General features: G+C 71.5%; 19 protein-coding genes and 1 other RNA gene. 1 reads left to right on the forward strand and 19 read right to left on the reverse strand.

The window, feature by feature from the left end; genetic code table 11:
• Positions 1-109: 109 nt before the first annotated feature.
• From ACLBYG_RS16330 to ACLBYG_RS16375, 10 genes are all read right to left on the reverse strand, one after another.
• Complete coding sequence (locus ACLBYG_RS16330) at positions 110-991, reverse strand: outer membrane protein assembly factor BamD (protein WP_091979221.1); 882 nt, start codon at positions 989-991, stop codon at positions 110-112.
• Positions 992-1,178: 187 nt separating this feature from the next.
• A complete protein-coding gene (gene lpxC, locus ACLBYG_RS16335; RefSeq protein WP_020094133.1) occupies positions 1,179-2,126 on the reverse strand; it encodes a UDP-3-O-acyl-N-acetylglucosamine deacetylase in 948 nt (315 codons plus the stop codon).
• 436 nt (positions 2,127-2,562) lie between these two features.
• On the reverse strand, positions 2,563-4,353 hold the full coding sequence (gene ftsZ / locus ACLBYG_RS16340; protein ID WP_447682086.1) for a cell division protein FtsZ: 1,791 nt from the start codon (positions 4,351-4,353) through the stop codon (positions 2,563-2,565).
• Positions 4,354-4,444: 91 nt separating this feature from the next.
• Positions 4,445-5,767 (reverse strand): cell division protein FtsA, encoded by a 1,323-nt coding sequence (gene ftsA, locus ACLBYG_RS16345; RefSeq protein ID WP_012319319.1) that lies wholly within the window; start codon positions 5,765-5,767, stop codon positions 4,445-4,447.
• A gap of 52 nt (positions 5,768-5,819) precedes the next feature.
• Positions 5,820-6,773: a cell division protein FtsQ/DivIB gene (locus tag ACLBYG_RS16350; RefSeq protein WP_091927095.1), complete on the reverse strand. Its 954-nt coding sequence runs from the start codon at positions 6,771-6,773 to the stop codon at positions 5,820-5,822.
• Positions 6,740-7,663, reverse strand: coding sequence for a D-alanine--D-alanine ligase (locus ACLBYG_RS16355; RefSeq protein ID WP_020094130.1), 924 nt, complete (start codon positions 7,661-7,663; stop codon positions 6,740-6,742). Before ACLBYG_RS16355 ends, ACLBYG_RS16350 begins: the two co-directional genes overlap by 34 nt.
• A gap of 67 nt (positions 7,664-7,730) precedes the next feature.
• Complete coding sequence (murB, locus tag ACLBYG_RS16360; protein WP_447682087.1) at positions 7,731-8,657, reverse strand: UDP-N-acetylmuramate dehydrogenase; 927 nt, start codon at positions 8,655-8,657, stop codon at positions 7,731-7,733.
• A 199-nt stretch (positions 8,658-8,856) separates the two neighbouring features.
• A complete protein-coding gene (gene murC / locus ACLBYG_RS16365) occupies positions 8,857-10,263 on the reverse strand; it encodes a UDP-N-acetylmuramate--L-alanine ligase (protein WP_331298920.1) in 1,407 nt (468 codons plus the stop codon).
• A gap of 50 nt (positions 10,264-10,313) precedes the next feature.
• Positions 10,314-11,423: an undecaprenyldiphospho-muramoylpentapeptide beta-N-acetylglucosaminyltransferase gene (gene murG, locus ACLBYG_RS16370; RefSeq protein ID WP_447682088.1), complete on the reverse strand. Its 1,110-nt coding sequence runs from the start codon at positions 11,421-11,423 to the stop codon at positions 10,314-10,316.
• Entirely contained in the window at positions 11,420-12,586 is a 1,167-nt protein-coding gene (locus tag ACLBYG_RS16375; protein ID WP_020094126.1) for an FtsW/RodA/SpoVE family cell cycle protein, read from the reverse strand. The genes murG and ACLBYG_RS16375 overlap by 4 nt, the downstream gene beginning before the upstream one ends.
• A 285-nt stretch (positions 12,587-12,871) precedes the next feature.
• Between ACLBYG_RS16375 and ACLBYG_RS16380 the strand changes: the two genes are divergently transcribed.
• A complete protein-coding gene (locus ACLBYG_RS16380; RefSeq protein WP_447682089.1) occupies positions 12,872-14,347 on the forward strand; it encodes a methyl-accepting chemotaxis protein in 1,476 nt (491 codons plus the stop codon).
• Positions 14,348-14,375: 28 nt separating this feature from the next.
• Here ACLBYG_RS16380 and murD read toward each other — a convergent pair whose 3' ends face one another.
• The 9 genes from murD to ACLBYG_RS16425 all read right to left on the reverse strand — a co-directional run bounded on the left by murD (position 14,376) and on the right by ACLBYG_RS16425 (position 24,741).
• Positions 14,376-15,740 carry a UDP-N-acetylmuramoyl-L-alanine--D-glutamate ligase gene (murD, locus tag ACLBYG_RS16385; RefSeq protein ID WP_447682090.1) on the reverse strand — a complete coding sequence of 455 codons (1,365 nt, stop codon included), beginning with the start codon at positions 15,738-15,740 and terminating at the stop codon, positions 14,376-14,378.
• Positions 15,741-15,945: 205 nt separating this feature from the next.
• Complete coding sequence (mraY, locus tag ACLBYG_RS16390) at positions 15,946-17,031, reverse strand: phospho-N-acetylmuramoyl-pentapeptide-transferase (RefSeq protein ID WP_012319328.1); 1,086 nt, start codon at positions 17,029-17,031, stop codon at positions 15,946-15,948.
• 68 nt (positions 17,032-17,099) lie between these two features.
• Positions 17,100-18,548 carry a UDP-N-acetylmuramoylalanyl-D-glutamyl-2,6-diaminopimelate--D-alanyl-D-alanine ligase gene (locus ACLBYG_RS16395; protein WP_447682091.1) on the reverse strand — a complete coding sequence of 483 codons (1,449 nt, stop codon included), beginning with the start codon at positions 18,546-18,548 and terminating at the stop codon, positions 17,100-17,102.
• Positions 18,549-18,567: 19 nt separating this feature from the next.
• The gene (locus tag ACLBYG_RS16400; RefSeq protein WP_447682092.1) at positions 18,568-20,025 is read right to left on the reverse strand and encodes a UDP-N-acetylmuramoyl-L-alanyl-D-glutamate--2,6-diaminopimelate ligase; all 1,458 of its coding nucleotides are present in this window, start codon (positions 20,023-20,025) and stop codon (positions 18,568-18,570) included.
• Between the two features lie 24 nt (positions 20,026-20,049).
• On the reverse strand, positions 20,050-21,894 hold the full coding sequence (locus ACLBYG_RS16405; RefSeq protein WP_447682112.1) for a peptidoglycan D,D-transpeptidase FtsI family protein: 1,845 nt from the start codon (positions 21,892-21,894) through the stop codon (positions 20,050-20,052).
• A 54-nt stretch (positions 21,895-21,948) separates the two neighbouring features.
• Positions 21,949-22,362, reverse strand: coding sequence for a cell division protein FtsL (gene ftsL, locus ACLBYG_RS16410; protein WP_012319332.1), 414 nt, complete (start codon positions 22,360-22,362; stop codon positions 21,949-21,951).
• On the reverse strand, positions 22,359-23,423 hold the full coding sequence (rsmH, locus tag ACLBYG_RS16415) for a 16S rRNA (cytosine(1402)-N(4))-methyltransferase RsmH (protein ID WP_447682093.1): 1,065 nt from the start codon (positions 23,421-23,423) through the stop codon (positions 22,359-22,361). The genes ftsL and rsmH overlap by 4 nt, the downstream gene beginning before the upstream one ends.
• Before the next feature lie 427 nt (positions 23,424-23,850).
• An RNA gene (gene rnpB / locus ACLBYG_RS16420) (RNase P RNA component class A) lies at positions 23,851-24,249 on the reverse strand.
• 51 nt (positions 24,250-24,300) lie between these two features.
• Positions 24,301-24,741 (reverse strand): VOC family protein, encoded by a 441-nt coding sequence (locus tag ACLBYG_RS16425; protein ID WP_056534063.1) that lies wholly within the window; start codon positions 24,739-24,741, stop codon positions 24,301-24,303.
• Positions 24,742-24,967 lie beyond the last annotated feature (226 nt).

A 24,967-nucleotide genomic window follows, 5' to 3' on the forward strand; every position in this document is an offset into this window, starting at 1 on the left:
TCGCACCGCGCGGTTGATGCAACGCGCCGGGCGCCGCAATGGGAAAGGCCCGGAGCGGCGGCTCCGGGCCTCGACGTTTCGTGGGCGGTCCCCGCGCGGGCGCGGCGGCTTACTGGGCCGAGGCGGTCTTGCCCGTGACGGTCCGGTAGATCTTCGAGAGGAACGAGCTCTTCTCCTCGCGGGGCTCGAGACCGCCCTGCGCCAGCAGCGCGTGGGCGTCCTTGTACCAGGGGCTCTCCGGGAAGTTGTGGCCGAGCACCGCGGCGGCGTTCTGCGCCTCCTGGGTGATGCCGAGCGCCCAGTAGGCCTCGGTCAGGCGCTCGAGCGCCTCCTCGGCGTGCCGGGTGGTCTGATACTTGGCGACCACGTCGCGGAAGCGGTTGATCGCCGCCGGGAAATTGCGCTTCTCGAGGTAGAAGCGGCCGATCTCCATCTCCTTGCCGGCGAGCTGATCGCGGGTGATCTGGATCTTCGCCTTCGCGTCCGCGGCGTATTCGGAGGTCGGGTACTTCTGCACCAGCTCCTGCAGCGCGACGAGGGCCTTCTCGGAGCGCTCCTGATCGCGGGTGACGTCCGGGATCTGCTTATAGTTCGACATCGCCATCAGGTACTGCGCGTAGGCCGCATCCTTGCTGGCCGGATGGCGCTGCAGGTAGCGCTTCGAGGCGCTGATCGCGTCGTCGTACTTCTGGCCCTCGTAATTGGCGTATGCCGTCATCAGCAGCGCCTTCCGGGACCAATCGGAGTACTGGTACTGCTTGTCCAGGCTGTCGAACTTCTTGACCGCGCCCTCGTAGTCGCTGTCCTCGAGCTTGGCGAGGCCGTCGCTGTACAGCTTGTCGGCCGGAACGTCCGGCACGACCTCGGGCTTGTACTTCTCGGCGAAGATGCTCGTCGGGTCGAAGTCGCAGCCGCCGAGGCCCAGGCCAAGGACGGCCACGAGGGGCGCCGCGAAGGCCGCTGCCCGGCGATGACGAATGGTGACAGGCATCTGGCGCTCTTTCCCGGAACCGGCGCCGTTGCGCGCCGTCATGCCATCGCGTGGGTGGATCCGGCCCGCCCCGGGCCGTGCCCGCCGTTCACGGACCGTTAAACCGTGCCGTTCGATTCGGGCACGAAAGCGGCAAGGCTGCGGCAGTCAGGATCGGTTGCGGGCTGTGGCCCGTCGGTCACAGGGGCTACAGGTCGCCCGCGAAGGCGGCGAGGCCCAGGCCGGCGCCGAGTTCGGACAGCACGGTCTCGCGGCGCGAGCCCTGCGCCTCGACGATGGCGTAGTTCGCCCGGTCGGCGAACAGGGCCGACAGCACCCCGACATTCATCCGGTGGCCGCCGCAATAGGAGCGGTAGGCTCCCTGGATCGGCAGGCCCGCCAGGGCGAGGTCGCCGATGGCGTCGAGGATCTTGTGGCGGACGAACTCGTCTTGGAAGCGCAGGCCCTCGGGATTGACCACCGCGGTCTCGCCGACCGCCACGGTGTTCTCCAGGGAGGCACCGAGGGCGAAGCCCGCCTTCCAGTAGCGCTCCACGTCCCGCATCATCCCGAAGGTGCGGGCGCCGGCGATCTCGCGGCGGTAGGTCGCGGGCGACAGGTCCATCGCCTTCCGGGAGCGGCCGATCACCGGACTCTCGAAGTCGATCTCGACGTCGAGGCGGAAGCCGCGGTCGATCGGGCGCAGTTCCGCGAAGGATGTCCCGGTTTCGATGCGGACGTGGCGGAGGATCTTGAGCCAGCGCCGCGGCGTGTCGCAGGTGGCGATGCCGGTCTGGTCGATCGCCTGGACGAAGGGGAGCGCGGACCCGTCGAGGATCGGCATCTCGGGGCCGTCGATCTCGACCAGAGCGTTGTCGACGCCCAGCCCGTACAGGGCGGACATCAGGTGCTCGACGGTGGCGACCGCGCCGGTCTCGACGTCACCCAGGACGGTGCAGAGTTCGGTGGCGGAGACGAGGGCGTGATGCGCCTTGATCAGGCGGTCGTTGCCGTGGGTGGTGCCGGTGCGGAGGAAGGCGATGCCGTGATTGGCCGGAGCGGGTCGGATGGTGATCTCGGCGGGGTTGCCGGAGTGAACTCCGATCCCCGAGAGAGTCGCCGGCCCTTTGAGGGTCGTCTGTTTATGCGTTCGCATTCCTTAGCCCCCGGGCGCGATCATTTCCGCCACCCCGACTGGGGGTGAGGAGAAACTGACTGATCCGTCCGCTGCTTGATGCCCTAGCCCACGCGATCAGGTTGTGTCCTGCTGCGTGTCGTCTCGATCACATGGTTTCTATAGCTGCGCCGCACAGGGCAGCCAAATCACGGATTCTTACGGTCTGTTACAGACACGCTTAGCGGTTCGTAACCACAAAGCGCTGCTCCACCAAAGGCTTAAAGGTTGGTTAATGCGTGACTAACCCGCGGCCGTTCTGTGGCGCGGATGCACCATGCGCCACCGCTCGAGAGCCGCGGCGCACAGCCTCGTCGAGCCCTATTTCTCACCGCAACAACCATGAGTTGCTTTGCTGCAGCGCGAAGGGGCCGGCGGTTTCCCGCCAGCCCCGGGCCGTGCCGGAGACCCGGCCCGGTCAGTTCGCCTGACGGCGGAGGAAGGCCGGGATCTCGAGCTGATCGTCGTCCATCATCCGCGGCTGGGGCGCGGTCCGTCCCTGACCGTCGAGGTTGCCCTGGGCCGGGCGGTACTGCGGGACCGCGGGGGCGGCCGGAGCGCGCGGGGCCGGCGGCACGTGGGGCTGCGCCATGTGGGGCTGGGCCATGTGCGACTGGGCCATGTGCGACTGGGCCATATGCGGCTGCGGGGCGGCGGGCGAGGCCGGCCGGGCCGCCGGGGCGCCGTCCATGTCCTCGCGGCGGCCGCCGAAGCCCACCGTCGCGAGCCGGCGCAGCAGCGAGGTCCGCTTGGATTCCGGGGCGGCCTCCTCGGCAGCGCGGTTCGCCATGATCTGCGTCTGGGCGATCGGCGGCAGCTCGTGGATCTGCGGCATCCGCGGGGCGCGGGCGAGCGGCGTGCCCGTCGGGGCGGCCGGACGCGGCGGCACGAACGGGCCGGCCTCGACGGCGGGCGCCGCCTCGACGCGCTGCGGCGCGGGGGCCGGGACGAACGGCGCCGCGGCGCGCGCCTGGACCGGGGCGAGCACGACGTCGTCGCGGGTCATCGGCGCGGCGGCCTCGATGCGGCTGTCGATCCGCGACTCGGGGCGCATCTCGGGGGCCGCGAGCGGCGCGGGGGCCGGGGCGGGCATCGGCGCCGGGGCGACCGACTCGGTGCGGATGCTCGGCACCGGCGAGGCGGCGCGCGAGCGGGCCTCGGCGCGCAGGCGCTCGGCGACCTCGGCGATGCGCTGCTCGGTCTCGGCGATGGCCGGGTTGTTGGGCGAGTTCGCCGAGATCAGCGCCGGCTCGATGCCGGTGGCGACCACCGACACGCGGATGATGCCGTCGAGGCTCTCGTCGAAGGTGGCGCCCAGGATGATGTTGGCGTCCTGGTCGACCTCCTCGCGGATGCGGGTGGCGGCCTCGTCGAGCTCGTAGAGGGTCAGGTCGGAGCCGCCGGTGATCGAGATCAGCAGGCCGCGGGCGCCCTTCATCGAGACGTCGTCGAGCAGCGGGTTGGCGATGGCGGCCTCGGCGGCGCGGTTGGCGCGCTTCTCGCCGGACGCCTCGCCGGTGCCCATCATGGCCTTGCCCATGCCGCGCATGATCGCCCGGACGTCGGCGAAGTCGAGGTTGATGAGGCCTTCCTTCACCATCAGGTCGGTGATGCAGGCGACGCCCGAGTAGAGCACTTGGTCGGCCATCGCGAAGGCGTCCGCGAAGGTGGTCTTCTCGTTGGCGACCCGGAACAGGTTCTGGTTCGGGATCACGATCAGGGTGTCGACCGCGGCCTGCAGCTCCTGGATGCCGGACTCGGCGGTCCGCATGCGGCGCATGCCCTCGAACTGGAACGGCTTGGTCACGACGCCGACCGTCAGGATGCCCATGTCGCGGGCCGCCCGGGCGATGACCGGCGCGGCGCCGGTGCCGGTGCCGCCGCCCATGCCGGCGGTGATGAAGCACATGTGGGCGCCGGAGAGCTGGTCGCGGATCTCGTCGATCACCTCGTCGGCGGCGGCCGAGCCGACCTCCGGGTGCGATCCGGCGCCGAGGCCCTGGGTGACGCCCAGGCCCATCTGGATCACCCGCTCGGCCTTCGAGGAGGTGAGCGCCTGCGCGTCGGTGTTGGCCACGACGAACTCGCAGCCGAGGAGGCCCGACTCAATCATGTTGTTGACGGCGTTGCCGCCGGCGCCGCCGACGCCGAAGACGGTGATGCGGGGCTTCAGTTCCCGGATGTCCGGCGCCTGGAGGGTGATGGCCATGGTGTCGAGCCTCTCGCTAACTGTGCTGTCCGTGCGACGCCTGGGCGCCGGATCCCTTCGATCCCCCCGCGCGAGCGGGCGGGCGTGAAACCTAGAAGCTGTCCCGGAGCCAGCGGCCGACCCGGTTCAGGTAGTTGTCGGTCCCGGTCGCCGCGAAGGCGCCGTGCCCCCGCGGCTCGAAATGCTCGGCATGGGCGACCTGCGGGTAGACGAGCAGGCCGACCGCCGCCGAGAAGGCCGGACCCTTGGCGGCTTCCGGCAGGCCCCGGATGCCGAGGGGCCGTCCGATCCGCACCTGACCCTGGAGGACGCGGCGGGCGACCTCGGGCAGACCGACGAGCTGGCTGGCGCCGCCGGTGAGGACGACGCGCCGCCCGGCCTGGGCGGCGAAGCCCGCGTCGCGCAGGCGGTCCCGCACCAGCTCGACCACCTCCTCGACGCGCGGCTTGATGATCCGCACGAGCTGCGAGCGCGGGATGTGGGCCGGCGCCTCGCCCTCGTCCTCGCCGACGCCGTGCACGGCGATCATGTCGCGGTCGTCGGAGGGGGTGGAGAGGGCCGAGCCGTAGAGGGTCTTCAGCCGCTCGGCCGCCGCCATGCGGGTGGAGAGGCCGCGGGCGATGTCCATGGTGACGTGGTGGCCGCCGACCGCGAGGGCGTCCACGTGAACGAGGTGGCCGCCGGAGAACACGCCGACGCTGGTGGTGCCGCCGCCCATGTCGACGACGCAGACGCCCATCTCGGCCTCGTCGTCGACCAGCGCCGAGAGGCCGGCCGCGTAGGGCGTGGCGATCACCGCCTCGACGCCGAGGTGGCAGTGCTCCACCGCCAGCATGACGTTGCGGGCGGCCGCGAGCTCGCTGGTGACGACGTGCAGGTCGACGCTGAGCGCCTCGCCGATCATGCCCGACGGGTCGATGACGGCGCCCTGCCCGTCGAGGGCGTAGCCGGTGGGCAGCGCGTGCAGCACGGCCCGGCCGGGGCTGACGCCGTGGGCGCTGGCGGTCTCGAGCACCCGCTCGACGTCGCTGCCCGTGACGGTGCCCGAGCGGACGTTCACCCGCGCCTGGAAATGCTGCGAGGCGAGCCGGCCGCCCGACATGTTGACGATGACCGACTGGACCTCGACCTTGGCCATGCGTTCGGCGGCGTGGACCGCCTGACGGATCGCGCTCTCGGCCGCGGCGAGATCGACGATGGCGCCGCCCTTCAGGCCCAGGGAGCGCTGGTGGCCGATGCCGATGATGCGCGCGAGGTGCGTGCGGCCGCGGAGCGTCGTGAGCGCTTCGGCGGGCTGCAATTCGGCGATGAGGCAGACCACCTTGCTCGTGCCGATGTCGAGCACCGAGAGGGTGGTCGAGCGCCGGGCGGAGAGCGGCTTCAAGCGCGGCGTGAGGCCGTGTTGGCTGTGCATTGACGCTACCGGGCGCGGGATGCGGGACGGGCGGAGATCGACAGGAAGGGCATCAGCTGGCCGCGCCCTTCTTCTTCGCCTTCTGGGCTTCCGCGCGGGCGGCGGCGGCCTCCTCGGTCAGGCGCACCACCAGGCGGTCCGGCATGCGCAGGTCCACCGCGATGACGTCCTTCTCGAGCAGGTGGGCCTCGCGCTCGAACCGGACGAGGCGGGCGAGCGCCGCGGCCGGATCGACCTCGGGCAGGCGCACGTCGATGCCGTCGAACTTGAGGGTCCAGCGCCGGCCCGACACGTAGGTGCCGGCCTTGATCCGCTCGGCGAGCGGCCCCGCGGCGGCGATGAGGGCGAGGTATTCCGGAAGCTTGGTGTTGGCGTCCTCGCCGACCACCAGGGGCAGGCTGGCGTAGCGGTCGTCGCGCATGGCGTCGATGACGGTGCCGTCGGCGGCGATCACGCTGATCTCGCCGTTCTTCTGCCAGAGGGCCGCGGGCTCGCGCTCCACCTGGGTGATGGCGATCTCGTTGGGGTAGATCTTCCGGACCGAGGCCTGCGCGATCAGCGGCACGCGGAGCAGCCGCTCGCGCACGTCGGCGACGTCGAGGAAGGGAACCGAGGAGCGCCAGTCGATCCCGGCGGCCGCCAGGACCTCGCGCTCGTACATGCGGGAGATGCCCGAGATGGTGACGCGCTCGACGCCGAAGCCGGCGACGCGCGCGGCGATGTCGAGGGGGCGGCCCTGCTCGGCCACGAACGCGTCGTAGCGGCCGCTCGCCACGAAACCGGCGAGCGCCACGGCGGCGGCGGAGACGGAGACCGCCACGATCCCGGCGCCCCGGGGCAGGCGCTCGCTCAGGCGCTGACTCGGGCGGGCCCGACGAACCGAGAGCGACCGGGACGTGCCGCGGCCGGTGAGCCGGCCCAGGATCGCGCCGGCGAGGCGCGCGGGACCACTCCGGCCGGCGGCGTCGCCGCTCAGCGATTCAGGGAAGCGTCCTCCACCATCCATCGGACGAGCTCACCGAAACTCAGGCCCGCATGGGCCGCCATCTCCGGCACAAGGCTCGTCTGGGTCATGCCGGGTTGCGTGTTGACCTCCAGCACCACGAGCAGACCGGTTCCACCCGGTGTGTCGTCGTAGCGAAGGTCGGCACGGCTGACGCCCCGACAGCCCAGTGCTTGATGCGCCGTTAACGACAGTTCTTGGACACGCTGGTAAACATTTGGTTTAAGTTCGGCCGGGAGCACGTGCACCGAGCCCCCCGGGGCGTACTTGGCGTCGTAATCGTACCAATCGCCCGTGGCGGCCTTCACCTCGATCACTCCGAGGGCCTTGTCGCCCATCACGCCGCAGGTGAGTTCGCGGCCAGCAATGTAAGGTTCTGCAAGGACTTGCTCGCCGAACGTCCACTCCTCGGAGGCGAGGATCTGGGGCGGGTGCGAGCGGCCGTCGCGCACGATGATCACACCCACCGATGAGCCTTCCGCGATCGGTTTCACGACGTACGGTGGCGGCAGGGGGTGTGTCCTGGCGGCCTCACGACGGTTAACGATCCGGCCCTCGGGCACGTCGACGCCGGCGGCGCGCATGACGGTCTTGGCCCGCTCCTTGTTCATGGCGAGCGCCGACGCGAGGACGCCGGAATGGGTGTAGGGGATCTTGAGGATCTCCAGCAGGCCCTGGATGGTGCCGTCCTCGCCGTCCGGCCCGTGGAGCGCGTTGAAGGCCACGTCAGGCCGGAGCGCCGTCAGCACCGCGGCGATGTCGGGGCCGACATCGACCCGGGTGACCCGGTAGCCCTCCCCTTCGAGCGCGTCGGCGCAGGCCTTGCCGGAACTGAGGGAGACCTCGCGCTCGGCGGAGGTGCCGCCCAGCAGGACGGCGACGTGCTTGGACATCAGGGCACCTCGAATAGGTCGGCTTCATTTAGGATCTGAGCGCACCGGACCGTCCGGAACACCGCTCTCACGTCGTGCCGGCGGGCTGGCCGATGCGCCGGATCTCCCAGCGCAATGCGACCCCGCTGGTCTCCCGGACGCGGCGGCGGACCTCCTCGCCGAGACCCTCGATATCGGCCGCGCTCGCAGTACCGGTATTGATCAGAAAGTTGCAGTGCATCTCGCTGACCTGGGCGCCGCCCCGCCTCAATCCGCGGCAGCCGGCGGCGTCGACGAGCTGCCACGCCTTGCCGCCGTCCGGGTTGGCGAAGGTCGAGCCGCCGGTCCGCTCGCGGATCGGCTGCGCGGCCTCGCGGGCGGCGGTGACCCGCTCCATCTCGGCCTCGATGGCAACCCGGTCGCCGGGCCGTCCGCGGAAGACGGCGCGCGTGAAGATCACGTCCTCCGGGGCGTCCGAGTGCCGGTAGGAGAAGCCCATGTCGGCGTGGCTGAAGGTGCGCAGCGCGCCCCCGCGGTCGATGCCGCGGGCCTCGACCAGCACGTCGGTGGTCTCGCCACCATGCGCGCCCGCGTTCATGCGCAGCGCTCCGCCGATCGAACCCGGGATGCCGCGGTAGAAGGCGAGCCCGTCGAGCCCGGCCTCGGCCGCCGCCTTGGCGAGGCGCATGTCCGGGACCGCGGTGCCGACGGTCAGCGCGTCGCCGTCGATCGCGATGCTGCCGAAGGCCTTGCCGCCGAGGCGCACGACCACGCCCGGCACGCCGCCGTCCCGCACGATCAAGTTCGAGCCGAGCCCGATGACCGTGACCAGCACGTCCGGATCGAGAGCGGCGAGGAGGCGGGCGAGATCCTCCTCGTCGGCCGGGGTGAACAGCACCTCGGCCGGTCCGCCGACCCGGAACCAGGTGAGGTCGGCGAGCGGCTGGTCGGCGAGCAGGCGCCCGCGGAGGTCGGGCGCGGCGGCCCGGATGCGATCGTGCAGAGAGGCGGTCATCTGTGTGTCTCCCCTCGCCCCGCCCGCGGGGAGAGGGATGCGGCGATCCTGGTGTCGTCGCATCGGGGTGGCAGCGGACGCTGCGAGGCCGGGGTCCGGAGAGTCACCGCCGGGTTCATCCTCGGAGCGCAGCCCAGTGTGGACGGTCGAGGGTGCTGCCGACCCGAGAGGCCTCCCGGGGCGGGCGCGCGCACCGCGCCTACCGTCCCCGCGCGGCGAGTTCGTCCGGCAGGGCGTAGGCCCACTGGGTGATCGTGCCGGCGCCGAGGCACACCACGTAGTCGCCGGGCTTGGCGAGCTCCGCGATGATACCCGCGAGTTCCTCCGGCCGCTCCAGGGCCCGGGCGTCGCGGTGGCCGCGCGAGCGCAGGCCGGCCACGAGGCTGTCGCGGTCGAAGCCCTCGATCGGCTGCTCGCCGGCCGCGTAGACCGGCGCGACGATGACCGTGTCGGCATCGTTGAAGCAGGTGCAGAAATCGTCGAACAGCGACTGCAGGCGGGTGTAGCGGTGCGGCTGCACGATGGCGACGACGCCGTGCTCGGTCGAGGCGCGGGCGGCCTTGAGCACCGCCTTGATCTCCACCGGATGGTGTCCGTAATCGTCGAAGATCGTCGCGCCGTTCCACTCGCCGGTGCGGGTGAAGCGCCGCTTCACGCCGCCGAAGCCCGCGAGCGCCTGGCGGATCGCGTCCGGCTTCACGCCGAGCTCGTGCGCGACGGCGAGCGCCGCGGTGGCGTTGAGGGCGTTGTGCTTGCCGGGCATCGGCAGGACGAGATCCTCCATCTCCATCCGGTAGCCCGGACGGCGGTCGCGGATCATCACCCGGAAGCGGCTCTGGCCGCCGCGCAGGTCCACGTCGATCAGGCGCACGTCGGCCTGCGGGTTCTCGCCGTAGGTGATGATCCGCCGGTCCTCGATATGGCCGACGAGGTCCTGCACCACCGGGTGGTCGATGCACATCACCGCGAAGCCGTAGAACGGGATGTTGTCGATGAAGCGCCGGAACGCGTCCTTGATCGCGTCGAACGAGCCGAAATGGTCGAGATGCTCGGGATCGATGTTGGTGACGATCGCGACGTCGGCCGGCAGCTTCAGGAAGGTGCCGTCGGACTCGTCGGCCTCCACCACCATCCACTCGCCCGCCCCCATGCGGGCGTTGGTGCCGTAGGCGTTGATGATGCCGCCGTTGATCACGGTCGGGTCGAGGTTGCCGGCGTCGAGCAGGGTGGCGACGAGCGACGTGGTCGTGGTCTTACCGTGCGTGCCGGCGATCGCCACGCAGGACTTGAAGCGCATCAGCTCCGCCAGCATCTCGGCCCGTCGCACCACGGGGAGGCGTCGCTCGCGGGCGGCCTGCAACTCGGGGTTGTCGCGCCGGATCGCGGTCGAGACGACGACGAGGGCGGCCTCCTCGACGTTCTTGGCATCGTGGCCCACGAAGGTGCGCATGCCCTTCTCGGCGAGACGGCGGACATTGGCGTTGTCGGAGGCGTCCGAGCCCTGCACCGTGTAGCCGAGGTTGTGCATCACTTCGGCGATGCCGGACATGCCGATGCCGCCGATGCCGATGAAGTGGATGGGGCCGAGCTTGTCGGGCAGCTTCATGGGTCGAACCGTCTGGTGGCGGGACCGCCGGTGCGGAATCCCTCAAGAAATCAGGTGCGGGCGGCCGTCTCGACGACGACCTCGGCCAGCCGCTCGGCGGCGTCGTGGATGCCCGCGCTTCTGGCCGCATCGGCCGCCGCGGTCAATTTTGCTGGCGTCTCGAAGCAGGCGGTCAGCTCCGCGGCGAGCCGTTCGGGCGTGAAATCCGGCTGCTTCACCGCCAGCGCCGCGCCGATGGCGTCGAGAGTCGCGGCGTTGGCGGCCTGGTCCTGGTCGAGGGAGCCCGGCAGCGGCACGAGGATCGACGGGCGGCCGATCGCCGCGAGCTCGGAGACCGTCGAGGCGCCGGAGCGTGAGACCACGAGGTGGCTCGCGGCCATCCGCGCCGGCAGGTCCTTGAAGAACGGCGCCGCCTCGATTCCGGCGAGCCCCATGGCGAGATAGCGGTTCTGAACGGCCGTCAGGTCCTCGGGGCGGACCTGCTGGACGAGGTGCAGGCGGGCGCGCAGCGCGTCGGGCAGGCGGGCGATCGCCTCCGGCACGACCTCGCCCATCACGCGCGCGCCCTGGCTGCCGCCGAACACTAGGAGCCGCAGGGCGTTGCCCTCGCCGAAAGCGGGATACGGGACCTTGGCCGCCTCGATCACCGCCGGGCGGAGCGGGTTGCCGGTGTGGATCCGCGGGGCCTTGGCCTTGTCGGGCACGCCGCGCACGACCTTGAAGCCGGTGGCGATGGTGCGCGCGCCCCGCGCCAGGAAGGCGTTGGCCCGGCCCATCACGGCGTTCTGCTCGTGCAGGATCGTCGGCACGCGCAGGATCTGGCCGGCGAGCACCGGCGGCACGGTCGGGTAGCCGCCGAAGCCCACGATGGCGGCCGGGTTGATCCGGCGGATCTCCTTCGCGGCCACGCCGAAGCCCCGGCCGAGGGTCAGCACGGCGCCGGCCCGCTTCAGCGGCGAGCGGCCGGACGGCGTCGCCGACGCGATGGTGACGACCTCCGAGGCCGGGAACTCGGACGCGATGGAATCGACCCGGGCGTCGGTGGCGAGCGCCACGCGGATGCCGCGGGCCCGCAGGGCGTGGGCGAGGCTCTCGGCCGGGAACAGGTGGCCGCCGGTGCCGCCCGCGCAGAGCAGGATCGTGGGGGTGAAGACGGTCACCGCATCACCCCGGCGACGGTGGCCGGCGCGGTGCCGGGGGGCTTCTGGCTGAGCATGACGGTGCGGGGGCGCTTGCGGGTCAGGGCGACGAGGAAGCCGGTGCCGAGCGCCAGCGAGATCAGCGAGGAGCCGCCGTAGGAGACGAACGGCAGCGTCATGCCCTTGGCGGGCATCAGCTGGGTGTTCACCGCCATGTTGATGCAGGCCTGGAGGCCGAACAGCGTGGTCAGGCCGGTGATCGCCAGCCGCGAGAAGGTGTCGTCGGTGCGCCGCGCCAGCTTGAGGCCGCGCAGGACGATGAAGGCGAACAGCGCCACGAGGCAGAGGCAGACGATCACGCCGAACTCCTCGCCGGTGACCGAGAAGATGAAGTCGGTATGCGCGTCCGGCAGGTGGCGCTTGGCCACGCCCTCCCCCGGCCCGGTGCCGAACCAGCCGCCCGAGCGGAACGATTCGCGCGACCAGAAATCCTGGAAGCCGCCGCCGGAATCCCGGTCGAGGAACTTGTTGAAGCGCTCGCGGACGTGGTGGAAGAACAGGTAGGCAGCGAACACACCTCCGAGGCCCAGCACGCCGAGGACGGCCACCCAGATCAGGTGGAGGCCGGCCACGAAGAACAGCGCGCACCACACCATGGTAATCAGCATGGTCTGGCCGAAATCGGGCTGGAGCAGCAGCGGCACGATGGTGATCGGCAGGAGCAGCAGCGCCAGGATGCCGCCCGGCATGTCGCGGCGCTGGGCGCCCTCCGAGAAGGCCCAGGCGGCGACGACCACGAAGGCCGGCTTCACGAACTCCGAGGGCTGCAGGCCGAAGGAGCCGAACTGGATCCAGCGATGCGCGCCCTTGATCTCGGGCCCGAACTTGCCGGCGAGCAGGCACAGGATGACGCCCAGGATCCACGTGACGAGCGCGAGCCGCCGGATGCCGCGCAGCGACAGGAACGAGACCGCGCAGATCAGCAGGATGGTCGGCGCGAGGTACATCGCCTGCCGATTGAGGAAGTAGAAGGTCGGCAGGCCGATCCGCTCGGCCACGGGCGGGCCGCCGCCCATCAGGAAGACGAGGCCCGCGACCATCAGCGCGAACAGCGCCGCGAGCAGGCCGCGGTCCACCGTCCACCACCAGTCCGTCAGGGGGGTGCGTTCCGCGCGTGACATCATGCCGGGCAACGACTCCAGGCCGCGCGGATGCCGATCCGCGCGGGTCGGCCGGGATCCTCGGCAGGAATGGTAAACGGAGCCTTATGACCGACAGGTCGGGGCGCGCCGGGGCACGTCAGGACGCGCCGGCCACGCAGCCGGCGGCCCCTGGGATGCTGTATTAGGACCGCGCAATACTAGTAAAAAGACACTCTATGTTAATCTTCCCATTGCAACTTTCGGATGTATCGACCCGGCGGGTCGCGGTGCGCCGCGCCCGATCCGCCCAGCGGAAGCCGACGCGCCATGTTCTCTGCCCTGAACGTCCGTGAAGCGCATGCCAAGCTCGCGGCCCTCGACCGGGTTCAGGGCGTGATCGAGTTCGACCTGGCGGGGCGGATCCTGTCGGCGAACCGGAATTTCCTCGACGTCGTCGGGTACACGCTGCCGGAGATCGTCGGTCAGCACCACAGCATGTTCATGGAGCCCGCCCGGCGGGACGCGCCGGACTACCGGGCCTTCTGGGAACGCCTGCGCTCCGGCACCTTCGAGTCGGGCCAGTTCCAGCGGGTCGGCCGGGGCGGCCGGTCGATCTGGATCCAGGCCTCCTACAACCCGATGCTCGACGTCCGCGGCCGGCCCTACAAGGTGGTGAAGTTCGCCACCGACATCACGCAGCAGCGCACCGAGGAGGCCGACCGCGCCGGGCAGATCGCCGCGATCGACAAGGTGCAGGCGGTCATCGCCTTCGACCTCGACGGCACGGTGATCGCGGTGAACGACAATTTCCTCGCCGCGATGGGCTACAGCCGCGCCGAGGTGCTCGGGCAGCATCACAGCCTGTTCGTTGAGCCCGCCTACCGGGAGAGCGAGGCCTACCGGGCCTTCTGGGCGGCCCTGCGGAACGGCACCTATCAGGCGGCCCAGTTCCGGCGGATCGGCAAGGACGGGCGCGAAGTCTGGATCCAGGCCTCCTACAACCCGATCCTCGACGCCGCCGGCCGGCCCTACAAGGTGGTGAAATTCGCCACCGACATCAGCGACCAGGTCCGGCTGTTCGCCAACCTGCGGACCCTGATCGATCAGAACTTCGGCGAGATCGAGCAGGCGGTGACGCACTCGACCACGGCGGCCTCGCTGGCCTCGTCGGCGGCGGACTCGACCTCCGGGAACGTCCAGACCGTGGCGGCCGCCGCCGAGGAGCTGGCGGCCTCGGTGGCGGAGATGTCCCAGAGCATCGTGCGCTCCCAGAGCGCCACCGACACCGCCTATGCCTGCGTTCAGGACGCGGACGGCCACACCAAGCGGCTGGCCGAGACCGCCACCGCCATGACCGGCATCGTCGGCCTGATCCAGGACATCGCCGGCCAGATCAACCTGCTGGCGCTGAACGCCACCATCGAGGCCGCCCGCGCGGGCGCGGCGGGCCGCGGCTTCGCGGTCGTCGCCTCCGAGGTTAAGGCGCTGGCCGACCAGGCGGCGCGCGCCACCGGTCAGATCAACGGCGAGATCGCCAGCGTGCAGCGGGTCTCGCAGGAGGTCGTGCAGGCTCTCAGCTCGATCGGGTCCTCGGTCTCGGTGATGCGCGAGACCGTGGTGGCCACCGCGGCCGCCATCGAGGAGCAGAGTGCCGTGACCCGGGATCTGGCCGAGAGCATGCAGAGCGCCGCGGGGGCCGTCACGGAGATCACCGGCAATATCGGGGCGATCGTCCAGTCGGTGGCCAACGTCTCGCATGCGGTCGACACCACCCGCGACGCCGCCAAGGTTCTGGCGCGCTGAGGTCCTGGTGCGCTGAGGTGGCGCTGCCTCAGGGCAGCGCCTGCACCAGCTCGCGGAAGCGGTTGCCGCGGATCTCGAAGTTCCGGAACTGGTCGTAGGACGCGCAGGCCGGCGACAGGAGCACCACCGGCTCCGGTGCGCCCGAGGCGGCGGCGTTCTCGGCGGCCTTCGGGACGGCGTTCTCGAGGGTCTCGCAGCGCGTGTAGGGCACGGCGCCCTCCAGGGTCGCCGCGAAGGCGTCCGACGCCGCGCCGATCAGGTAGGCGTGCGCGACCCGCTCGAAATACGGCACCAGCGGGAAGATCCCGCCCTCCTTAGCCTTGCCGCCGAGGATCCAGTGGATGTCCCGGAAGGCGGTGAGGGCCTTCTCGGTGGAATCCGCGTTCGTCGCCTTGGAGTCGTTGACGAACAGCACGTGGCCGCGCCGCCCGACCTCCTCCATCCGGTGCGGCAGGCCCGGGAACGAGGTCAGGCCGGCCTGGATCTGCTCCGGCGACAGGTCGAGGGCCCGCGCGACGGCCACCGCCACCGCGGCGTTCTGCCAGTTGTGCGCCCCCCGGAGCGAGCCGATGCCGTTGACGTCGGCGAGGGCCGTCCCGTCCGGCTCGCGGACGATCCCGTCGCGCACCGTCAGCGCGTCGGTGCACAGCACGTCGCCGTGGGGCACGTGGACGCGCACGAGGTCGGCGCCGCGGCGGTCCGCGATGGCGCGGCTCGGGGCGTCGTCGACGCCGACCACCGCGAGGCCGGCGCCCTGGATCAGACGCTCCTTGATGGCCGCGTACTGCTCCATCGTGCCGTGCCGGTCGAGATGGTCCGGCGTGATGTTCATCAGCACGCCGACGCTCGGGTCGAGGCTCGGCGTCAGGTCGATCTGGAACGACGACATCTCGATCACGTGGACGCGGTCGGCGGCCGGGGGCTCCAGCGACAGGATCGCGGTGCCGATGTTGCCGCCCATCTGCACGTCGCGGCCCCCCTGCGCGAGCACGTGGGCGATCAGCGCCGTGGTGGTCGACTTGCCGTTGGTCCCGGTGATCGCCACGAACGGCGCCCCCGGCGCCTGCGCCCGCCGCTCCCGGCAGAATAGCTCGATGTCGCCGATGATCTCGACGCCGGCATCCCGGGCGAGCCGGACGCTCCAGTGCGGCTCGGGATGGGTCAGCGGCACGCCCGGGCTCAGCACGAAGGCGGCGAACGCGGACCAGTCGGCCGCGCGCAGGTCCCGCGTCTCGATGCCGGCCTCCCGCGCGTGGGCGAGGCTGTCGGCATTGTCGTCCCAGGCCTGCACGGCCGCGCCACCCGCCTTCAGCGCCAGCGCCGTGGCGAGCCCCGAGCCGCCGAGCCCGAACAGGGCGACGGTCTTGTCCTGGAAGACGGTGACGGGTGTCATGCGGAACTCTGGATGCGGCGACCGGACCCGGCCGACCCGAACCGGACCCTCCTCCCGGGCGCCCCGCATCGGCGACCCCGAAGGCGGGCTCCCGGGATCGCGCGGCCGACCGGAAGCCTCCTTCGAGGCTCCCCTCCGCGGCCGCGCCTCAGGACGAGGGCGAGGATCGGATCGACCTCTCAGGCCGCCCCTCTAGCACGATTTCTCAGCGCAGCTTCAGCGTCGCCAGGCCGGCCATCGCCAGGATCACCGCGATGATCCAGAAGCGGATCACGACCTGCGGCTCCTTCCAGCCCTTCTGCTCGAAATGGTGGTGGATCGGCGCCATGCGGAACACGCGCTTGCCCGTGAGCTTGAACGACGCGACCTGGATGATCACCGACATCATCTCCAGCACGAAGAGGCCGCCGACGATCGCCAGGACGATCTCGTGCTTCGTCGCCACCGCGATGGAGCCCAGCAGGCCGCCCAGCGCCAGGGAGCCGGTGTCGCCCATGAAGATCTGGGCCGGCGGCGCGTTGAACCAGAGGAAGCCGAGCCCGGCCCCGATTACCGCGCCGCAGACGACGGCGAGCTCGCCCGTGTCGCGGACGTAGTTCACCTGCAGGTAGCTAGCGGTGAACGAGTTGCCGACGAGGTACGCGATGAAGCCGAACGTGCCGCAGGCGATCATCACCGGCACGATCGCGAGGCCGTCGAGGCCGTCGGTCATGTTCACGGAATTGCCCGCCCCGACGATCACGAAGGCGCCGAACAGCGGGTAGAACCAGCCGAGGTTCAGCAGCGCGTCCTTGAACACCGGGAAGGCGAGCTGATTCTGCAGCGCGGCAGGCGAGTAGACCGCGATGGTCACGCAGGCCGCCATGGCGATCACCGCCTCGAGGGCGAGGCGGAACTTGCCCGAGAAGCCCTTGTGCGACTGCTTCGTGACCTTGAGGTAGTCGTCGTAGAAGCCGATCGCGCCGAAGCCGAGGGTGACGGTCAGCGTCACCCAGACGTAGTGGTTGCGCGGGTTGGCCCAGAGCAGGATCGCCACGACGGCGCCGGCCAGGATCATCAGGCCGCCCATGGTCGGCGTGCCGCGCTTGGTCAGCAGATGGGTCTGCGGCCCGTCCTCGCGGATCGGCTGGCCCTTGCCCTGGCGGATCCGCAGCAGCGAGATGATCCAGGGCCCGAACCAGAACACGAACAGGCCCGCCGTGAACAGCGCGCCGCCGGTGCGGAAGGTGATGTAGCGGAACACGTTGAGCGGCGTGAAGCTGCTGCTCAGATCCGAGAGAAGGTACAGCATCCGGGCGCTCGGCCCCCTTGTTCAGGCTCAGGTTTCGGGGGACGGCGCCGCACGCGCAGGCGTGCCGGTCACGGGACGGCCTGGGTCCGCCGGGTCGGATCGACCGCGTAGCGGGCTTTCAGCGCCTCGACAATCCGGCCCATGCGGCTGCCGTTCGATCCCTTCACCATGACGGCGTCGCCGGACCGCAGGGTCCGGGCGAGCGGCTCGAGCAGGTCGGCCGCGGTGTCGGCCACCGCGCCGCGGCGGCTCACCGGCAGGGCCTCGAACAGGTGGCGCATCAGCGGACCGGCCGTGAAGACGAGGTCGACCCGGGCCGCCTCGATCGCCTCTGCCAGGCCGCGATGCAGGTCGGGCGCGGCGGCGCCGAGCTCGAGCATGTCGCCCAGCACCGCGATCCGGCGGCCGCGGGGCCCGGTCTCGATCCCCGCCAGGGTCGCCAGCGCCGCGCGGACGGCGACGGGATTGGCGTTGTAGCTCTCGTCCACGAGGTAGGCGGTGCCGCCGCCGACCTCGAGGGCGGTGCGCTCGCCGCGCCCCGCCGGCGGCTTTAGCCCCCCGAGCGACAGGGCCGCGCGCGCGAGGTCGGCCCCGAGGCTGTGCACCACCGCCATGACGCCCAGGGAGTTCAGCGCCGCGTGCCGGCCGGCGGTGCCGAGCTTGTAGGTGACGGGCTGGCCCATCACCACCGCGTCGATCACCGACAGGTCGGGCCGGAGCACGATCTTCAGGGCGCGGACGTCGGCATCCGCGTGCTCGCCGAAGGTCACCACCCGGCCCGCCCGGGAGGCCTGGGCGTGGGCGGCCAGGCGGTCGAAATGCGGGGCGTCGCGGTTCAGGATGGCGACGCCGCCGGGCTGGAGCCCGGAGAAGATCTCGCCCTTCGCGTCCGCGATCGCGGCCAGCGAGGCGAAATGCTCGATATGGGCGGGCGCGATCGTGGTGATCAGCGCGATGTCCGGCCGGACCTGCGCGGTCAGCGGCACGATCTCGGCGCCGTGGTTCATGCCGATCTCGAACACGCCGTAGCGCGCGGAGCGCGGCATCCGCGTCAGGGTCAGGGGCACGCCCCAGTGGTTGTTGTAGGAGGCCGCCGAGGCGTGGGTCTCGCCCTGCTCGGACAGGACGTGGCGCAGGGCCTCCTTGGTCCCGGTCTTGCCGACCGAGCCGGTGACCGCCACGACCTGCGCGCGCGTCCGGGCCCGGGCGGCGGCTCCGAGGCGCACCATCGCTCTGAGAACCGGGTCGGCGCCCCCCTCGGGCACCGCCAGGACGGGGCCGTGGACCGCGAGCGCCTCTGCGCGCGCGGCGCTCACCACGGCGGCGCCGGCGCCGCGCCCCAGGGCGTCGGGGACGAAATCGTGGCCGTCGCGGGTGTCGCCGCGGATCGCGAAGAACAGGTCGCCGGGCTGGAGCGTGCGGGTGTCGATCGAGGCGCCGCCGATCGCGCGCCCGGCGCCGGCCAACCGGCCGCCCGTCGCGGATTCCAGCTCCTCCCGCGTCCAGAGTGCGGTCATCGTCGGTCCCCCGTCGTCCTCAGGCCGCCGCGGCGATCGCGGCGCGCAGGACCGCGTGGTCCGAGAACGGCAGCGTGCGATCTCCCACGATCTGGCCGGTTTCATGACCCTTGCCGGCCACGACCAGCACGTCGCCCGGCCCGAGCCGGTCGACGGCGCTGTGAATCGCCTCCGACCGGTCGCCGATCTCCTCGGCGCCCGGCGCCGCGTCCAGGATGGCCCGGCGGATGGCGGCCGCGTCCTCGGTGCGCGGGTTGTCGTCCGTGACGATGACGACGTCGGCGAGCCGCTGCGCGATGGCGCCCATCAGCGGCCGCTTGCCCCGGTCGCGGTCGCCGCCGCAGCCGAACACCGCGATCAGCCGGCCCGACGCGAAGGGGCGGAGCGCGGCGAGCACGCTCTCCAGGGCCTCGGGCTTGTGGGCGTAGTCGACGAGGCAGAGGCCGCCCCGCGCCTCGCCGATCCGCTCCATGCGGCCGGGGACGCCGGTGAGATGGTCGAGGGCCGCCAGGACGCCGTCGGGATCGGCCGCCCCCGCCGGGGTAGCCAGTGCGAGGCCGGCCGCCACCAGGGCATTCTCGACCTGGAACTCGCCGACGAGCGGCAGGCGCAGTTCCCGGGCCCGGCCCGCGAACAGGATCCGGGCGACCTGCGCGAACCCCTCCGTGCGGACCGCCTCGACCCGCAGGTCCCGGCCGCCCCGCCCGACCGTGCGGACCGGCCGGCCGGCGGCCTCGGCGGCGGCGATGACGCGCTCGGCGTAAGCGCCGTCGGCGTTGACGATGGCCGGGCGGCCCGGCGGCAGCAGCTCGGTGAACAACCGCAGCTTGGCCGCGAGGTACTCCTCGAGGCTCGCGTGGTAGTCGAGATGGTCCCGGCCGAGATTGGTGAAGCCGGCCGCGTCGAGGCGCACGCCGTCGAGCCGGCGCTGCTCGATCCCGTGGGAGGACGCCTCCATGGCGAGGTCGGTGACGCCGTCCGCGGCGAGTTGCGCCAGCGTCCGGTGCAGCGTCACGGGGTCCGGGGTCGTGAGGGAGCCGTACTGCGCGCCGCGGTTGGTGACGATGCCGACGGTGCCGAGGCTCGCGGAGTCGCGGCCGAGACGCGCCAGGATCTGGCGGACGAAGTCGGCCACCGAGCTCTTCCCGGCGGTGCCGGTGACCGCCACCACGGTCTCGGGCTGCGGGCCCGCGAGGCGGGCCGCCGCGAGGGCGAGCGACCGGCGCGCGTCGGCGACCGGGATCCAGGCGACCGCGTCGGGCAGGTCGGCGGGGCGAGTCCCCTCCCCGGCGACCGCGGCGGCGCCGCGCTGCGCGGCCTGCGCGGCGAAACGTCGGCCGTCGGCCTTCGTGCCGGGAACGGCGACGAACACCGTGCCGGTCGCGACCTGCCGGCTGTCGGCCGTGAGGTCCGAGACGGTCAGGTCCGCGGCGGGGCCAGCAGCCTCGGGGAAGAGGTCGGCGAGCCGCGCGCTCATCGCTGCACCCTCATCGATCCGATCTCACGGGCCGCCCAGCTGGTTGACGTGGTAGGCGTTGAGCTTGACCATCTGCGGGAACGGCCTCACCGGCGGCTCGAATTGCGGCGGCAGGCCGAGGATCGGCGCGACGCGCTCGATCACCTTGCCGGTGACCACGCCGGAATTCCAGGCCGCCGTGGCGTAGCCGCCCGATTCCGGCAGGCCCTGCGGCTCGTCCATGATCGTGACGAACAGGTACTTCGGATCGTTCATCGGCGCCGCCGCCATGAAGGTCGTGAACAGGCGGTTGTGGATGTAGCGGCCGCCGATGACCTTCTCGGCGGTGCCGGTCTTGCCGCCCACGAAGTAGTACGGGACCGCCGCCTTCTTGGCCGAGCCCTCGGCGGCGTTGAGCCGCATGATGTAGCGCATCGCCTCGGAGGTCTGGCCCGAGAGGACGTGCGTGGCCCGCGCCCGCGCCGCCTCGGGCGTCGTCTTGAGGAAGGTCGGCGTCATCAGGTCGCCGCCGTTGGCGATGGCCGCCACCGCGGCCGCGGCCTGGATCGGCGCCACCGCGATGCCGTGGCCGAACGCGATGGTGATGGTGTTGATCTCGGTCCAGCGGGACGGGACGATCGGCGCCGCGCTCTCCGGCAGCTCGGTGCGCAGCCGGTCGAGCAGGCCCATCTTCTTCAGGAAGGCCTTGTGGCCGGGGACGCCGACGCCGAGCGCCATCTTGGCGGAGCCGATGTTGGAGGAGTGGGTGAACACCTCCGGCATGGTGATGACGCGGTTCGTGCCGTGGTACTCGTGGATCTTCTGCCGGCCCCAGTTCAGCACGCCGCCCCGGGTGTCGAAGGTCGAGTTGACGTTGTACTTGCCGGAATCGAGCGCCATGGCGAGCGTCATCGCCTTGAAGGTCGAGCCCATCTCGTAGACGCCGACATTCATCCGGTTGATGCGGTCGGGCGAGAGCGCGTCCTTGGGGTCGTTCGGGTCGAAATCCGGCATGGAGACGAGCGCGATGACCTCGCCGGTCTTCACGTCGAGGATCATCGAGGCGCCGGCCTTGGCCTTGAAGTGGTCGATGCCCCAGGCCAGCTCGTCGCGCACGGCGAACTGCGCGCGCAGGTCGAGCGAGAGCTGCACCGGCTTCAGGTCGGCCTGCTTGTTGATCAGCCCGAAGCTGTTGAGGGCCTGCAGCCCGGTGGAGTCGATGTACTTCTCCATGCCGGCGATGCCGATGCCGTCGAGGTTCGTCGCGCCCAGGATGTGGGCGGCCGCGACGCCGTTCGGGTAGACCCGCTTGTGGTCGGGCAGGAAGCCGATGCCGGGGATGCCGAGCCGGTGGACCTCGGCCTGCTGCTTCGGGGTCAGCTCGCGCTTCACCCAGACGAAGCCCGCGCCCCTCTTGTCCTTGCGCTGCGTGAGCTTGGCGCGCAGCTCGGAGGCGTTGAGTTCCGGCAGGACGGCGGTGAGCAGCTCGACCGCCTCGTCCTTGTCGTAGATGTTGCCCGGCTCGGCGAAGACCGAGACCGTGCGGATGTCGGTGGCCAGGATCTCGCCGTTGCGGTCGATGATGTCGGGCCGGAAGGCGGTCGAGGACGCGGCCGCGACCCGGTGCTCCTGGCTGGGCGGCTCCCCGAAGATCGCCATCATCAGGAGCTTGGCCGAGATCGTCCCGAACACGCCGACGAAGACCAGCCCGACCATCGCGACCCGCAGGTGGGAGCGCTCGATCGCTAGCCGGAACATGCTGCGCAGGAGCGCCTTGGCGCGGTCGGCGCGCGGCTCGGGCTCGCGCGCCTCCTCCTCCAAGGGGCGCGGCGCGCCGGCGGCATGCGCCAGCGCGGCGGCTTCGAGCAGCGCCGCCTCGTGGTCCGACACGGCGGGCTCGACCGCCGGGTCTAGGGTCTCGTCGGCGTGATCGGACACGGGGGTTTACCTCGAAGCCGTCGTCGGGGTGCGGGTCGTGGTGACGGTGCGGGTGATCGAGCCGGTCGTGCGCGGCTCGATCGCGCCCTTGTCCTTGGGCGTCGCCGTGGCGGCGAGCAGACGGCCGATCTCGTCGCCGCGCTCCGGCCGGGCAGGCAGATCCGAGAGGCGCGCCAAGTGGCTGGTGCCGATCGGCTCCAGGGCGAGATGCTTGTCGACGGCCGCCTGGAGCCGGTCGGGCCGCGTCAGGAGCTGCCACTCGGCGCGCAGCACGGCGATCGCCTGCCGCTCCTTGTGCAGGGCGGTCTGGAGCTTCGAGACCTGACCGCCCTGGTAGAGCGTGTCGTACTTGATCGAGTAGGCGTAGATCGCCGAGGCGACGAGGCCGGCCACCGCCAGCAGGTTCAGGAGGCGGATCATCGGCGATGGCCTCCGCGGGCCGCGTCGGGCAGGCTCGCCAGCGCGGTCAGCGCGGCCAGCGGCTCGGGAACGTCGGATTCGGTGCGCTCCGCGGCCCGGAGCTTGGCCGAGCGCGCGCGCGGGTTGCGGGCGGTCTCGGCCTCGCCCGGCAGGACCGGGCCCTTCGTGACGGGACGGAAGCTGCGGACGGTCTCGACCGGGCCCCCGGGCAGGTGCCGGGAGCCCTGCGCGGAGCGGCCGCTGCGCGCCGCGAAGAACTGCTTGACGATGCGGTCCTCGAGCGAGTGGAACGTCACGACGGCGAGCCGGCCGCCGGGTCTGAGCACGCGCTCGGCCGCGTGCAGGGCACGGACCAGCTCGCCGAGCTCGTCGTTCACGGCGATCCGCAGGCCCTGGAAGGTCCGCGTCGCCGGGTGGATGTGGCTGCCGGGCTCGGTCCGGACCACGCCGGCGACGAGTTCGGCCAGCTGCGCGGTGGTCTCGATCCGCCCGCGGCGCCGCGCCTCGAGGATGGTCCGGGCGACCGCGCGCGAGCGCCGCTCCTCGCCGAAATGGTAGATGATGTCGGCCAGAACGGTCTCGTCGGCCTCGTTCACGAGGTCGGTGGCGCTCGGCCCGTCGCAGGCCATGCGCATGTCGAGGGGGCCGTCGCTGCGGAACGAGAAGCCCCGCTCCGGCGCGTCGAGCTGCATCGACGAGACGCCGATATCGAGGACGACCCGGTCGACCTGCGCGATGCCGGCCTCCGCGAGGAGGCTGTCGAGGTCGCCGAAGCGGCCGGAGAGGAGGCGCAGGCGCCCGCCGGACTCCGCGACGAGCGCCTGTCCGCCCGCGATGGCCGTGGGGTCACGATCGATCGCGACGACCTGCAGGGCCGGATCCGCCGCGAGGAGCGCGCGGGTGTAGCCGCCGGCACCGAACGTGCCGTCGACCGCGATCCCGCCCGCGGTGCCGAGCGCGTCGACGACTTCCGCGAGGAGGACGGGGACGTGCGGCTCGGACGGCGCCTCGGCGCCGCCGTGGCGGGGCGAACTCTCGGGGGAGGAGCGGCGCCTGCTCATGGCCGCCTCGACGCGCCGGCGCGCCGTGGCGCGCGCGGATGGGCGGATTGTCGGCGCGTCCCGGAAACCCGGGCGCGGATGCGGCTCGTGCGTCTCATGGTGCCCTGTGCCGGGCCGCGCGAGCGCGGCGCGCGTGACGGGAACGGCACCGGATGCGGAGCGCGCAAGACGCCGCGCACGGACGGGACCTGCGCGATGGCAGGGTGCGCCCGGCGATCCGATACACGCCGTTGACGGGAGGATGCCGGGTATCATGGGCCTCGGAGGATCGTCAACGCACAAGCTTGGCACTGCCGCGCGGACCGATCTGAACCCGGCAAGGTTAACCGAAGGTTTTTACCGCCGCGGAATCTTCGGCGCGCCGGCCGTCCGCGCGGGAACGCCGGCGGGGCGATAAAGCCTTGCAGGTGCAAGTCTTATCGGGAGGTGGATCAGCCGGCCTGTAAGCCGGGTTCTGTAGGGCCGGAGCGCTCGCGCGCGCCGGCGTGGCAGCCATTCCTCTGGGACGATCGTCGCCGATCGCCTCGAGCAACCAACCCGGGCGACTGGCCTGGAGAGCCGGCCTGCCCTTCTCGCGAAGGGCGCGCCGCCCCTATTCGGTCTTGCTCCCGGTGGGGTTTGCCGTGCCGTCCGCGTTGCCGCGTCCGCGGTGCGCTCTTACCGCACCCTTTCACCCTGACCCCGGACGGATCCGGGGCGGTCTGCTCTCTGTGGCACTGTCCCTGGGGTCGCCCCCGCCGGAGGTTATCCGGCACCGTCTCTCCATGGAGCCCGGACTTTCCTCCCCGAACGCTCGCGCGTCCGGAGCGGCCGCCCGGCCGGCTGATCCGCGGGCAGATGCGCCCGCGGGGCCGTCCGGGTCAAGGGCGCGGGCCCGCTACCAGGTGCCGGTGTTCTCCATCGACTTCCACGGCTCCTGCGGCTCCTTGGCGCCGCCCTTCTGGAGGATCTCGATGGAGATGCCGTCCGGCGACTTCACGAAGGCCATGTAGCCGTCGCGCGGCGGCCGGTTGATGGTGACGCCCTTCTCCTGCAATTTGGCGCAGAAGCCGTAGATGTCGTCGACCTGATAGGCGAGATGGCCGAAATTGCGCCCGCCCGAGTAGGTTTCCGGATCCCAGTTGTAGGTGAGCTCGATCAGGGGCGACTTGGTCGCTGAGGCCCGCTCGACATCGCCGGGCGCGGCGAGGAAGACGAGGGTGAAGCGGCCCTTCTCGTTCTCGACGCGGCGCACCTCCTTCAGGCCGAACGTGTCGACGTAGAAGGCGAGTGCCCGGTCGAGGTCGGCGACCCGGACCATGGTGTGCAGAAATTCCATCGGATCCTGTCCTGTTCTCTTCGAAGACGGACCGCCGGTCCGCTCCGACTGACCCGCCCCGCTAGCTAGCGGCCGGTCCGGCGGTGAGAAGGCCGTCCGATACAGACTCGGGACAATCGGGCCCGGGCGTTTGCACGGTCGGACCCCGTCGAGCCGACCGGGCGGGCGTTTCGGCAGCCCCCGACATCGTCGGCCCGGCGGCGGGCCTCGCGTCGCGTGCGTCCCG

The organism is Methylobacterium sp. D53M, assembly GCF_053345625.1.